The sequence below is a fragment of the Deinococcus marmoris genome (assembly GCF_001949125.1).
Classification (GTDB): Bacteria; Deinococcota; Deinococci; order Deinococcales; family Deinococcaceae; genus Deinococcus; species Deinococcus marmoris_A.
In genome coordinates this window covers 16624-29993 of the sequence record NZ_MSTI01000068.1, presented here as the reverse complement: position 1 = coordinate 29993, position 13370 = coordinate 16624, and the positions used below count along the sequence as shown (strand labels likewise).

The following is a 13370-nucleotide window of genomic DNA, read 5'->3' as shown; positions in this document are numbered from 1 at the left end:
CCTGACTCCGTATCCGGGTTCAGTTGCAGGCAAAGGGAAGCAAGTCTGCGCGCATGGCCGAGGGGCTGAGATGCCTGGAATTGCAATTTTAGGGGCGCAGTGGGGCGACGAGGGCAAGGGAAAGATCACCGATTTCCTGGCCCCACAGGCGGAATTCGTGGTGCGCTTTCAGGGCGGCGCGAATGCCGGGCATACGGTGACCGCCAAGGGGCAGACCTTCAAGCTCAATCTGCTGCCCAGCGGGGTGCTGCATCCCGGCGCGGTCAGCATCCTGGGTGACGGCATGGTCATCGACGCCGACAAGTTTCTGGAAGAACGCCGCAACCTGATGAACGCGGGCATCGACCCGGAACTGCGGATCAGTGACCGCGCCCATCTGGTCTTGCCTCACCACAAATACGTGGATGGGCGCAAGGATTTCGTCGGCACCACCGGGCGCGGCATTGGCCCAGCCTACGCGGACCGTGCCCGGCGCGTGGGCCTGCGCTTTGGCGATCTGGCCGACGAAGGGGTGCTACGCGAACGCCTGGAGCGGCTGCTGGAGGCCAAGCCCAACAGCACCCGTGACGCGGGCTGGACTTCGGTAGAGGTGGCGTTGGACGCCCTGGCCCCCACCCGCGAGGCGCTGCTGCCCTTCGTGCAGGACACTGGGGCACAACTCCGGCAGGCCATCGTGGACGGGCGCAACGTGCTGTTTGAGGGCGCACAGGCCACGCTGCTGGACCTGAATTACGGCACCTACCCTTTCGTGACCAGCAGCCACCCCACCGTGGGCGGCATTCTGGTAGGCGCGGGCGTGAACCACAAGGCGCTGAACAAGGTCTACGGCGTCGCCAAGGCGTTCAACACCCGCGTCGGACACGGCCCCTTCGTCACCGAAGTCTTGGACGATGCCGGAGTCCTTCGCCTGCGCGGCGACGGCAGCCAGCCCTGGGACGAGTACGGCACCACCACCGGACGTCCCCGCCGTGTGGGCTGGCTGGATCTGGCCCTGCTGAAATACGCCGTGGACGTGAACGGTCTGGACGGTCTGGTCATCAACAAGATGGACATTCTGGCGGGTCTGGACAACATTCCCGTCTGCACGGCCTACGACGCGGACGGTCAGCCCGTGTATAAAAATATGCCCGGCTGGGCCACCACCGACGGCGCAGACAGCCGCGACACGTTGCCGAAAGAGGCGCAGGCCTACCTTGACCTGATCGAGGAAACGGTGAATTGCCCCGTCGTGATCTTCTCCTGCGGTCCCGCCCGCGAGCAGACGTATGGAGCCGTGACCTGGGGCTAGACCGGGTTGTGAACAGAGGGGGGCCGGGAGATTACTTCTCGGCCCCTTTTTCTTCCTCCAGCACCCGCTTCAGCAAGACTGGATCGTCGGTCAGAATGCCGTCCACGCCCATCCCGATCAGGCGGCGCATGGTGGCCTCGTCATTGATGGTCCATACCTGCACGGACACGCCCCGGCGGTGCATGGCGTTCACGAAGGACGGCGTGACCACCGTGAGGCCGCCGCCCGTCATCGGCACCTGCGCTGATTTACCGGGCACCGGGGCCAGCCCGCTCAGGCCCACCTTGCTCAGCAGCACCAGCGGACGCAGTTCCTTCTCGGTCATGCTGGTCAGCACTTCGGGGCAGGCGGCGCGGAAATCGCCCATCGCCACGTCGCTGAAGCTGGACACCACCACGCGCGAGGTGGCCCCGGCGTCCCGCAGCGCCTTGCAGAAGGGTGTGCCCAGACTGGGCTTGACCTGCTTGATCTCGATGGAGAGCGGCATCTTCGGAAACTCGCTCAGCATCTCGGACAGGGTGGCAACGCGCACGCCCTGACCCCGGAAGGGAAAGGTCTGGCCGCCGTCGGGCGAGAGGGTGTAACCCGCGTCCGCCGCCTGAACCTGCTCAAGCGTCATGTCCTCGATCTTGCCCTTCAGGTTGGTCAAACGGTCCAGGGTGTCGTCGTGCGACAGCACCAGCACGCCGTCCTTCGTGGCGTGCATGTCGGTGTCCAGCATGTCCACGCCCAGCGCGGCGGAGTTACGAAAGGCCAGCATGGTGTTGCTGGGCCACAGCAGCTCGCCGCCCTGATGGGCCACGTTCCAGACACGCCCGGTGATCAGGGGATTTGGCTGCGCCCCTTCAGTCTGGGCTGGGCCGCTGCTGCACGCCCCAAGTCCGCCCAGCAGCCCCAGTGTCAGCAAGCCTGCTCCTGCCCAGCCACGTTTTTTCATGCCCCTATTTTAAGGGGCTGTAGGTGCATCCCGCTAAGCTGGGACCGAAAAGAGGCCGCGTGCCCTACGGATTCCGTCTGTAACGCGGCAGTCAGGTGGGCATTCAGTGGGTCTCCAGGGGTGAAAAAGCGGAGCGTCCGCCGTGAGGGTGATCCAGCGGTTACAATTTTCACCCTATGGACCCTCATTCCACGTCCGATTCCCGGAACCATGCGCTATGACCCCGGCAGCCAGCGACGGGCGGGACGCGCCCCTTTCCCTGTCGAAGGACACGGCGAACTTGCTTAACCGGATCGAACAGGACTGGCAGCGCGTGCGGCCAGAGCTGGACGCCTCGCCCATGTTGACCGGGCTGTTGCTGGACCGTCTGGGCAGCGCCTTCGCGCGGCATATCGAGCAGACGTACAGCGAGGAAGGCATCAATTCCTCCAACTGGGATCTGCTGCTCACGCTGCTGCGTTCCGCGCCGCCGCAGGGGCTGACGCACACCGAGCTGAGCGATCTGACCGCCATTTCCGGGCCGTCCATGACCAACCGGGTTACGCGGCTGCTGGACAAGGGGCTGGTGGAGCGGATGGTCAGCGAGAAGGACCGCCGCTCGGCCCTGGTCCGCCTGACCCCACAGGGACGCGAACTCGTGGAGAGGCTTCTGCCCCAGCACATCGAGCGCGAGCAGCAGGCCCTGAGCGTGCTGACCAGCGAGGAGCTGAGCGTCCTGACTGGAATCGCCATGAAACTGGTGGAACATCTGGAAGTGGGCGCGGCGGAAGAAACGGCAGTCAGCACCTGACGGGCAGATATTGCGGAACAAGATACGGCCCTGCGGATAAGACCGGGGCCGTTTTTTTGTTGGCAGGGCAACTCATACGGATTCCGTCTGTTTCGTTAACAAACCGGGAAAGCTCCGGTTCGCTAACTCCACGCCCGGAACCCGTCCTTCTCCTTCTCGCATCCGCTCGGATTTCATCGTTTTTGCAAACGATTCAATCGGAGTCCGTATCAAATAGCGCCACACCGACAAGTTTTGAGGACGCCCTGCCCGCTTAACCCCTCTGCTCCACAGCTCTGCGAGTCCGCCCCTTCGGGGCACCTTCCCTCAAGGGGAGGCAAGGGTTTTCTGCGTGGCTAGATGTACTGCAACTCTTGGCTCCCCTTGAGGGGAGCTGGCTGCGAAGCAGACTGAGGGGTTTGCCTTCCATCTCGCCGCCCGTTCGCCCCAGATCACTGACTTTGCCGCAGCCCCGCTCTCAGCCCCAACTCCTCTTTCTATTTTTACACCATGAAATTCTTTCCCATAGATTGACAAATAGACGTCTAAGTTTTACCCTGTGGTCAACAAGCACACAGGAGGCAAGGCGTATGGCGAAGATGAGAGCAATTGAAGCGGCGGTGGAAGTCCTCAAGAAGGAAGGGGTCAATATCTCCTTCGGTGTCCCCGGCGCAGCGATCAACCCGCTGTACGCGGCGATGAAGAAGCTCGGCGGGATCGAGCATATTCTGGCGCGGCACGTCGAGGGCGCGTCGCACATGGCGGACGGCTACACCCGCGCCAAAGCGGGCAACATCGGCGTGTGCATCGGCACCAGCGGCCCGGCAGGCACTGACATGATCACCGGACTGTACGCGGCCATCGCGGATTCCGTGCCGATTCTCTGCATCACCGGACAGGCCCCGCGCGCCCGCCTCTACAAAGAAGACTTCCAGGCCGTGGACATCGAGAGCATCGCCAAGCCCGTGACCAAGTGGGCCGTGACCGTGCGTGAACCCGCCCTCGTTCCCTACGTCTTCCAGCAGGCCTTCCACATCATGCGTTCGGGCCGCCCCGGCCCCGTACATATCGACCTGCCCTTCGACGTGCAGATGGGCGAGATCGAGTTCGACATCGACACCTACGAGCCGCTGACCCCCTACAAGCCCGCCGCGACCCGCGCCCAGATCGAGAAGTCGCTGGAAATGCTATTCGCCTCCGAGCGTCCCCTCCTGGTTGCGGGCGGCGGCATCATCAACGCGGACGCCAGCACAGAATTGGTGCAGTTTGCCGAGATCACCGGCATTCCCGTGATTCCCACGCTGATGGGCTGGGGCACCATTCCTGATGACCACGCGCTGATGGCCGGTATGGCAGGTTTGCAGACCTCGCAGATGTACGGCAACGCCACGGTGCTGGCCTCGGACTTCGTGTACGGCATCGGCAACCGCTGGGCCAACCGCCACACCGGCAGCGTCGAGAAGTACACCGAGGGCCGCAAGTTCGTCCACATCGACATCGAACCCACCCAGATCGGGCGCGTGTTCGGCCCCGATTACGGCATCGTCTCTGATGCAGGCGCGGCGCTGAAGTTGCTAGTAGAAGTGGCGCAGGAGTGGAAGGAAGCGGGCAAGATTCCCGATTACGGCGAGTGGGCCGAGCAGTGCCGTGAGCGCAAGCGCACCATGCTCCGCAAGACGCACTACGACAACATTCCGATCAAGCCGCAGCGCGTGTACGAGGAAATGCTCAAGTCCTTCGGGCGCGACACCGTCTACGTCAGCACCATCGGCCTGTCGCAGATCGCCGCCGCGCAGTTCCTGCATGTGTACCAGCCGCGCCAGTGGATCAACGCTGGGCAGGCCGGGCCGCTGGGCTGGACGATGCCCGCCGCGCTGGGCGTGGTGGCCGCCGACCGCAGCAAGACCGTGGTGGCCCTGAGCGGCGATTACGACTTCCAGTTCATGATCGAGGAACTGGCCGTGGGCGCGCAGTTCAAGCTGCCTTACGTGCATGTGCTGGTCAACAACAGCTACCTGGGCCTCATCCGCCAGTCGCAGCGCGGCTTCGAGATGGACTTTCAGGTGCAACTGGCCTTCGACAACATCAACGCCCCCGAGCTGAACGGCTACGGCGTGGATCACGTGGCCGTCGCCGAGGGCCTGGGCTGCCGCGCCATCCGCGTCACGCACCCCGACAAGATCAAGGAAGGGCTGGAAGAGGCCAAGGCCCTGGCCCAGAAGTTCCAGGTTCCCGTCGTGCTGGAAGTCATTCTGGAGCGCGTGACCAACATCAGCATGGGCACCGAGCTGGACAACGTGGTGGAGTTTGAAGAACTGGCCGACAACCGCCAGGACGCGCCCACAGCCATTGCGATGCTGGACTAAAGGTCTAAGGGTCAAGGGTCTGAGAGTCCAAGAAAAGCAAGAACTCTTTTTCCTTAGACCCTTTGACACTCAGACCCTTAGACACACTCCGAAGGAGTTTTATGCCTAAATACGCTGCCAACCTCACCATGTTGTTTCAGGAACACGACTTTCTTGACCGCTTCGACGCGGCGGGCAAGGCCGGGTTCAAGTTCATCGAATATATGTTCCCCTATCCCTACGACGCTGCCGAATTGCGCGCGAAGCTGGACCAGAACGGGCAGACGCAGGCGCTGTTTAACCTGCCTGCGGGCGACTGGCCCGGCGGAGACCGTGGCATTGCCGTTCAACCCAGTCGTCAGGACGAGTTCCGCGCGGGTGTCGATAAGGCACTGACCTACGCCGACGTGCTGTATAAGGGCGTGCAGGGGCCGAAGCTGGTCAACGTTCTCGTCGGGAAAGCTGAAGGCGACGAGGCCACCACGCGCAAAACAGTCGTGGGCAACCTCCAGTACGCCGCCGACAAGCTGGGCGACGCGGGCCTGACCCTGATCATCGAGCCGCTAAACCCCTACGACGTACCGGGCTTTTACCTGTACGGCACGCAGAACACCCTTGATCTGATCGACGAAGTCGGGCGCGACAACGTGAAATTGCAGTATGACTTCTACCACATGCAGCGCGTGGAAGGCCGCCTGACCGAGACCGTGCGCGCCAATCTGGACCGCATCGCCCACATCCAACTGGCCGACGTGCCGGGCCGCCACCAGCCAGGAACCGGGGAAATCAACTACCCCTTCCTGCTGGCCGAGCTGGACCGCCTGGGCTACGAGGGCTACGTGGGCCTGGAATACATCCCCGAGGGCCGGACGGAAGACACTCTGGGCTGGCTGAAAGAATTGCAGAACGCCTAAGCTCTATCCCTGAATTAAATTCAAAAGGAGGCTATTCACATGGCACAGAAAGAAACCATCGGCTTTATCGGCCTGGGCATCATGGGCAAACCTATGGCCCTGAACTTGGTCAAGGCCGGATTCTCAGTCGTCGTTAACAATCGCACGCCCGAAGTGATGGACGAACTGGTCAAGGCGGGCGCGAAATCGGCCCATAGCGCCAAAGAAGTGGCCGAGCAGAGCGACATCATCATCACCATGCTGCCCGATTCTCCCCAGGTGGAAGAAGTCGCGCTGGGCGAGGGCGGCGTCATCGAGGGCATCAAGAAGGGCGCGCTGTTCATCGACATGAGCAGCATCTCGCCCAACACATCTCGCAAGGTTCAGAAGGAGCTTTCGGCCAAAGGTGCAGACGCGCTGGACGCTCCAGTTTCCGGCGGACAGGTGGGAGCCGAAGCCGCCAGCCTGAGCATCATGGTGGGCGGCAGCGAGGAGTCCTTCAACCGGGCCAAGCCCGTCTTTGAGGCCGTCGGCAAGAACATCGTCTACATCGGCGGCCCCGGCGCTGGGCAGGTCACCAAGATCGCCAACCAGATCGTGGTGGGCCTGACCATCCAGGCGATCTCTGAAGCGCTGACGCTGGCGAAGAAGTCCGGCGTGGACGTGGGCAAGGTGCGCGAGGCGCTGCTGGGCGGCTTTGCCCAGAGCCGCATTCTGGACCTGCACGGACAGCGCATTCTGGACGGCAACTTCAAGCCGGGCTTCCGCATCAACCTGCACCGCAAAGACCTGCGTCTGGCGCTGGAAACGGGCCGTGAAGCGGGCGTGCCGCTGTTCGCCACGGGCGTAGCCGCCAACATCATGGACGCCATGATCGCGCAGGGCGACGGCGATCTGGACCACTCCGGCATGGCGAAGTTCTACGCCGAGATGAGCGGCATCGAATAAGCTAGCCCGAACGCAATGAGCGGGACGCAGCCAACGCCTTTTTGCGTCCTGCGTCCCGCTTTTTCATTCCCTCCAGAACCAAAAGGAATCTGCCATGAACACCCGCTCACTGCTGGAACAGGCGTACCGCGCCGCCCTGGAGGCCGCGAGTCCGGCGCAACTGCTGGCCCCGCACCTGAAGGGCGAGAAGCCCGATTTCATCCTGGCGTTCGGCAAGGCGGCGCTGCCGATGGCACGGGCGGCGCTGGCCGCCTATCCCGGCGTGGAAACGTTGGTCATTGCGCCCAGTGGTACGGAGAATCTGGAACTTCCAGCAGAGGCCACGCTGATGCTGTCCAGCCACCCGGTTCCAGACGCCTCCAGCGCGGCGGCGGCAGAAGCGGCGCTGGAGCGGTTGGGAGCTTTGAAAGAGGGGCAACATGCCCTGGTGCTGGTGTCCGGCGGGGGCAGCGCCCTGATGGCCGCCCCGGACGGCGTGACGCTGGAGCAAAAGCAGGCGCTGACGCGTGAACTACTACGGGCGGGGGCCGACATCGGCGAGATCAACACCGTTCGCAAGCATCTGTCGCGCAGCAAGGGCGGGCGGCTGGCGGCGGCCACGCGGGCGAAGGTCACGGCGCTGCTCATTTCCGATGTGGTGGGCGATGATCCCTCCGTGATTGCCAGTGGGCCGACGGTGCCGGACATCACGACATTCGCGCAGGCATTGGCCGTGCTGGATCGCTACACCATCGCCGCCCCGGAAGTTCGCGTGCATTTTCAGGCAGGCGCAGACGGCAAGGTTCCCGAAACACCGGACAACCTGCCCCACGTCACCAACACGATTATTGGCTCCAACAGGCACCTGCTGGAAGCGGCGCAGAGGTATCTAGAAGGTCAGGGCGTGCGGGCGGTGATTCTCTCGGACAGCTTCGAGGGCGAGGCGAGCGAGTTGGCAAAGGCGCACGCGGCGATTGCCCGCAGCGTGCAGCAGTTCGGCAATCCGGTGGCAGCTCCAGTCGTCCTTCTCTCCGGCGGCGAGGCCACCGTGACCCTGCGCGGCGACGGCGTGGGCGGGCGCAACCTGGAATTTGCGCTGGCGCTGCTGCTGGCTCTGGGCGAGGACGGCTTCTACGCCCTCTCGGCAGGTTCGGACGGCGTGGATGGCTCCAGCCCAGCGGCAGGATCTTTCCTGACCCCGGACAGCTTTTTGCGGGCGCGTGCGGCGGGCCTGGATGGGCGCGATTCTCTGGAGCGCAACGATTCCGGTTCCTTCTTTACGGCGCTGAACGACACCCTGATTACTGGCCCCAGCGGACACAACCTGAACGATCTGCGGCTGATCGCGGTGGGGTTGCCAGGAAACTGAAGTCGAGCCTTTTGCGACAGAAAACACCGAATCCGCATGTCGGGCTTCGGTGTTCTTCATTACACTTCAATCCAGAATTTATGCGGCTCACACACTGTATTGCGGGGTACGTCACCTTAGTGGAGGGCCACTTAGGATGCGGCATCAAAGAGAGCGGCTCACTGTTTGAACGCTACATCAGTCAACGGTTCTCTTCGAATGTCCCGTATCAGTTTCTAAACGCAGAACTTTCAGACTCAGGAGGAACCACCATGAAAAAGATGCTTCTTTGCACCACTCTTCTGTTGACCGGCGTGGCCTTTGCAGGCGGCGGCAGCTCCATGCCTATGGGCAACACCATCGCCGCAATCGTGTCCAACGATCCTAACTTCAGCACCCTGCTGGCCGCCGTGAAGGCTGCCGGACTGGTGGAAACCCTGAGCAGCCCCGGCCCCTTCACCGTGTTTGCGCCCACCAACGCGGCCTTCGCCAAGATTCCAGCGGCTGACCTGAACGCGCTGCTGAACGATCCCGCCAAGCTGAAGGCTGTGCTGCTGTACCACGTCGTGGCCGGCAAGGTCACCGCCTCGCAGGTGATGGGCATGTCCAGCGGCACCACCGTCAACGGCGCTGACGTCAAAGTGTCCATGATGGACGGCAAGGTCATGATCAACGACGCCACGGTAACCAAGGCCGATATCATGGCCAGCAACGGTATTATCCACGTCATTGACACCGTCTTGATGCCCTGAGCGCATTCGACACACTGGGGGAGAAGCTTACGGGCCTCTCCCCCTTTTGCCGTTCAGAGAGGAAAATATTCATGACCTCATTTAAAGTTCTTTTGATTTCTGCCAGCCTGACCGTGCTGGGCAGTCTGCTGACGGGCTGCGGGCCAGCCGAGGCCGAGGCGGTGACCAAAGCACCGCCCGTCCTGGCTGCCGCTGTCTCCCCAATGCCGCCCGCGCCTGCCACAGGCAATACGAGCACAGTGACCACAGAACCGAACACCGTCAGGCTACAGAAGACAGAACAGCCGCTGGAACTGCGCTGGACGGTGCCGGAGCCGCGTCTGGTGGGCGGGCAGGTGGAGCGTCCGCTGCTGAACATGTCGGCCACAGTGGACCTGAGTGCCGAACAATTCGCGCAGATCAGAGCAGCGGGCAACCTGAACGCCGCCCGCACAGCGCTGGACAAGGCTTATACCGGGATCGATGACCGGCAACCGCGCGATATCCGCTTTCGTCAGGTGGGCAAGGACTGGATCGGTGAGGCCCGCACCGGCTGGAAAGTGGACCGCGCAGCCAGCGAGAAGACCCTCCTGAAAGCAGTTCTGGGCGGTGAGACGCGCAGCACGCTGACGGTTGCGCTGGAAGCCCCGGCCCGCAGTGTGGGTTGGGCCGCCGCAAAGAAGATCGGTCATCTGGCGAGCGGTCAGTCCAGCTTCGCGGGCAGCCCCGATTTCCGGGTGCATAACATCCGTACGGGTGCGGAAAGGGTGCAGGGCGCGTGGGTCGCGCCGGGCAGGACATTCAGCTTCAACGCCCTGATCGGGCCGATCAACTCGGCGACTGGCTTTCAGCCTGGGTATGTGGTCACGGGCAACACCCTCTCCACCGAGGACGGCGGCGGTATCTGTCAGGTCAGCACCACCGTCTTCCGCGCGGCCTTTAACGCCGGGCTACCCATCACCGAACGCCACGAGCATTCCTATCTGGTGGGCTACTACGAGGAACCGGGTCTGGACGCCGCCGTGTACGCACCCAGCAAGGATCTGCGCTGGAAGAACGACACCGCCGCGCCGCTGCTGGTGCAGACCGAGTGGGATCTGAAGGCCGAGACGCTGATGGTCAGCCTGTTCGGGGCGGACGACGGGCGGAAGGTCAGCATCTCCGAACCAGCCATCAGCGCCCGCAAACCCGCCCCCGATCCGACGTTCATGGTAGACCGCGCCTTAGAAAAGGGCGCAGCACGGCGCGTGGACATGCCCGCTGCCGGAATGAAAGCGGTCATCACACGGACCGTCACCTCCACAGACGGAAAGCAGAAAAAAGAGGATTTCGTCAGCCGGTACAAGGCGTGGGGCGGCGTATTCGCGGTGGCTCCAGGGGATGACCGGCTGCGGTAAACCCCGGCAGGACGAGGGGAGGCGGCGCGTTCGTCTCCCCTTCGCTTTGAGGCCGCCCCCGAAGGTGTCTGTGCGGCAAGACAGGCCCAACGGTCAGCAAAAACCCACAGCCCCGGTGATGTAGACATTCCCTGTCCCTGCGAAACGGACAGGGGATTCACATTTGCCTCTAGTTTGCGTACAATGAAAATCAAGTTCATTGCACGGAATTTAGTAGCGCAGCATCGAGTCACGCAGCCGAGCGCAGCAGTCCAGGGGTTCCCAGTTCAGACAGGCCAGTCCCGGTTCAGGGATGTCACTTCCCACCCTTTTTCCCGTCAAGGAGTCTCATGAGCAACGCCGCCACCAGCAGCAACACCGCAGAAGGCTTGAAGTTCCTCGCCCCCGTCAGCGATCAGCAGCGCGAGGTACTGACCCCGGAGGCCATTGCCTTCGTGACCGAACTGCACCGCCGCTTCGAGCCGCGCCGCCGCGAACTGATGCAGGCGCGGGTGGACCGTCAGGCCCGTCTGGACGCCGGGGAACTGCCTGACTTCCTCCCCGAAACGCGTGAAATCCGTGAGGGTGACTGGAAGATTGCGCCGCTGCCAGGGGATTTGCAGGACCGCCGGGTGGAAATCACCGGACCGGTGGACCGCAAGATGATCATCAACGCGCTGAACAGCGGCGCGCGGGTGTTCATGGCCGACTTCGAGGACGCCAGCAGCCCCACCTGGGACAACATGGTGGACGGCCAGCTCAACCTGCGCGACGCGGCCCGCCGGGACATCACGCTGGAGCAGGGCGGCAAGTCTTACAAGCTCAACGAGAAGACGGCGGTGCTGCTGGCCCGCCCGCGCGGCTGGCACCTGCCCGAAAAGCATGTGACGGTGGACGGCGACACGCTGTTCGGCGCGTTTTTCGACTTCGGGCTGTACACCTTCCACAACGCGGCGGAACTGCTGAAACGTGGCAGCGGGCCTTATTTCTACCTGCCCAAGCTGGAATCGCACCTGGAAGCCCGCCTGTGGAACGACATCTTCAATTATGCCGAGGAGACACTGGTCATCCCACACGGCAGCATCAAGGGAACGGTGCTGATCGAGACGATTCTGGCCACCTTCGAGATGGATGAAATCCTGTACGAGCTGCGTGACCACTCGGCGGGCCTGAATTGCGGGCGCTGGGACTACATCTTTTCCTACATCAAGAAGTTCCGTGAGCAGGGGGACCGGGTGCTGCCGGACCGCGCCAAGGTCAGCATGGCCGTGCCGATGATGAGCAACTACAGCAAACTGGCCATCCAGACCTGCCACAAGCGCGGCGCACCCTCGATTGGCGGCATGAGCGCCTTTATTCCGGTCAAGAACGACGAGGCCGCCAACGAGAAGGCGTTTGCCCAGGTCCGCGCCGACAAGGAGCGCGAGGCCACCAACGGCCACGACGGCACCTGGGTGGCGCATCCCGGCATGGTGCAGCTTGCCACCGAAGTGTTTGACCGGATCATGCCCACGCCCAACCAGATCGACAGCGGCAAGCAGATGGATTTCAAGGTGACGGCTGCTGACCTGCTCGTCCCGCCCGAGGGCACCATCAGCGAGGAGGGCGTCCGCATGAACATCAACGTGGGCATCCAGTACCTCGCGGCGTGGCTGCGCGGCAGCGGCGCGGTGCCGATCCACAACCTGATGGAAGACGCCGCCACCGCCGAGATCAGCCGCGCACAGTTGTGGCAGTGGCGCAAGCAGGGCGTGAAACTGGAAGACGGGCGCACCCTGAGTCACGAACTGTTCGACGAACTGTACGCCGACGAGGCCGGAAAACTGGGCGGCGACTTCGCAGACGCCACGAAACTGTTCAGGGAAATGTCCGTCCGCACCCCACTGGCCGACTTCCTGACGCTGCCCGGCTACGAGCAGTTGGCGTAATGACCGACACCTCTCCCCCCAACACCCGCCAGAAGACAGGCCGCGCCCGCACCGGCGACGCGGGCAGCGTGCGGACGCTGGAACGCGGACTCAAGGTGCTGACCTCGCTGGCGGAACTGGGGCAGGCGTCTCTGACGCAGGTGGCGAAGGCAGCGGGGCTGTCGGCCAGCACCACCTACCGTTTGCTGGAAACCCTGCGCCAGAGCGGTTTTGTGGAGTGGGAGGAACGCAGCGGCCAGTTCAGCGTGGGCGTGCGCTCGTATCAGGTGGGCGCGGCCTTTGCTGGACGCAACACGCTGATGAACGCCGCGCAGTCCGAGATGATCTCGCTGGTCAATGATCTGGGCGAAACTGCCAATCTGGCCGTGCTGCGCGAGAACGAGGCGGTGTACGTGCATCAAGTGGAGGGCCGCCAACTGGTGCGGATGTTCGCGCAACTGGGCGCGGGCACGCTGCTGAACTGCTCCGGCGTGGGCAAGGTGCTGCTGGCGTGGCAGGGCGAGGAAGATGTGGCCGGGCGGCTGGGAGAACAACCCTACGCCGCCTTCACACCCAATTCGATCACCACGCTGCCCGCCTACCTGAAAGAGCTGGCGAAGGTGCGCGATCAGGGCTTCGCGCTGGACGACGAGGAACGCGAGATCGGCGTGCGCTGCATGGCCACGCCGCTGCGCGATCACACCCGTCAGGTGGTGGCCTCGCTGAGTATCTCCGCGCCTACCTCACGCTTCAGCCGCGAGCAGGTTCCGGCGTTCTACGAGCGTATGGAAGCAGCCTCGCGCGTGATCTCGGCACGGCTGGGCTGGACACCGTAATTCAAAGATCGAA

The 13370-nt window shown here is 63.3% G+C and carries 11 protein-coding genes; 10 read left to right on the top strand and 1 reads right to left on the bottom strand.

The genetic code is table 11. The features are described from left to right. The first annotated feature begins 70 nt into the window (after positions 1–70). Positions 71–1288: an adenylosuccinate synthase gene (locus BOO71_RS10210; protein ID WP_075831966.1), complete on the top strand. Its 1218-nt coding sequence runs from the start codon at positions 71–73 to the stop codon at positions 1286–1288. Positions 1289–1319: 31 nt separating this feature from the next. Here the strand turns inward: BOO71_RS10210 and BOO71_RS10205 are convergent, their stop codons facing one another. After that, a complete protein-coding gene (locus BOO71_RS10205; RefSeq protein WP_075831964.1) occupies positions 1320–2225 on the bottom strand; it encodes a glycerophosphodiester phosphodiesterase in 906 nt (301 codons plus the stop codon). Between the two features lie 217 nt (positions 2226–2442). On the opposite strand from BOO71_RS10205, the gene BOO71_RS10200 reads away from it, so the two are divergent. From BOO71_RS10200 to BOO71_RS10160, 9 genes are all read left to right on the top strand, one after another. Beyond that, positions 2443–3015, top strand: a complete 573-nt coding sequence (locus BOO71_RS10200) for a MarR family winged helix-turn-helix transcriptional regulator (protein WP_075831962.1) — start codon at positions 2443–2445, stop codon at positions 3013–3015. Between the two features lie 569 nt (positions 3016–3584). Next, positions 3585–5360, top strand: coding sequence for a glyoxylate carboligase (gene gcl / locus BOO71_RS10195; RefSeq protein ID WP_075831960.1), 1776 nt, complete (start codon positions 3585–3587; stop codon positions 5358–5360). Between the two features lie 101 nt (positions 5361–5461). Continuing rightward, the gene (gene otnI, locus BOO71_RS10190; protein ID WP_075831958.1) at positions 5462–6253 is read left to right on the top strand and encodes a 2-oxo-tetronate isomerase; all 792 of its coding nucleotides are present in this window, start codon (positions 5462–5464) and stop codon (positions 6251–6253) included. Between the two features lie 39 nt (positions 6254–6292). Beyond that, positions 6293–7180, top strand: coding sequence for a 2-hydroxy-3-oxopropionate reductase (locus BOO71_RS10185; RefSeq protein ID WP_075831956.1), 888 nt, complete (start codon positions 6293–6295; stop codon positions 7178–7180). Positions 7181–7274: 94 nt separating this feature from the next. Next, the gene (locus BOO71_RS10180; protein WP_075831954.1) at positions 7275–8528 is read left to right on the top strand and encodes a glycerate kinase type-2 family protein; all 1254 of its coding nucleotides are present in this window, start codon (positions 7275–7277) and stop codon (positions 8526–8528) included. A gap of 251 nt (positions 8529–8779) precedes the next feature. Continuing rightward, complete coding sequence (locus BOO71_RS10175; protein WP_175607423.1) at positions 8780–9259, top strand: fasciclin domain-containing protein; 480 nt, start codon at positions 8780–8782, stop codon at positions 9257–9259. A gap of 71 nt (positions 9260–9330) precedes the next feature. Further along, positions 9331–10635, top strand: a complete 1305-nt coding sequence (locus BOO71_RS10170) for a VanW family protein (protein ID WP_254843111.1) — start codon at positions 9331–9333, stop codon at positions 10633–10635. Positions 10636–10964: 329 nt separating this feature from the next. After that, positions 10965–12542 (top strand): malate synthase A, encoded by a 1578-nt coding sequence (gene aceB / locus BOO71_RS10165; RefSeq protein WP_075831952.1) that lies wholly within the window; start codon positions 10965–10967, stop codon positions 12540–12542. Next, the gene (locus BOO71_RS10160; RefSeq protein ID WP_075831950.1) at positions 12542–13357 is read left to right on the top strand and encodes an IclR family transcriptional regulator; all 816 of its coding nucleotides are present in this window, start codon (positions 12542–12544) and stop codon (positions 13355–13357) included. The genes aceB and BOO71_RS10160 overlap by 1 nt, the downstream gene beginning before the upstream one ends. The last annotated feature ends 13 nt before the right edge of the window (positions 13358–13370 follow it).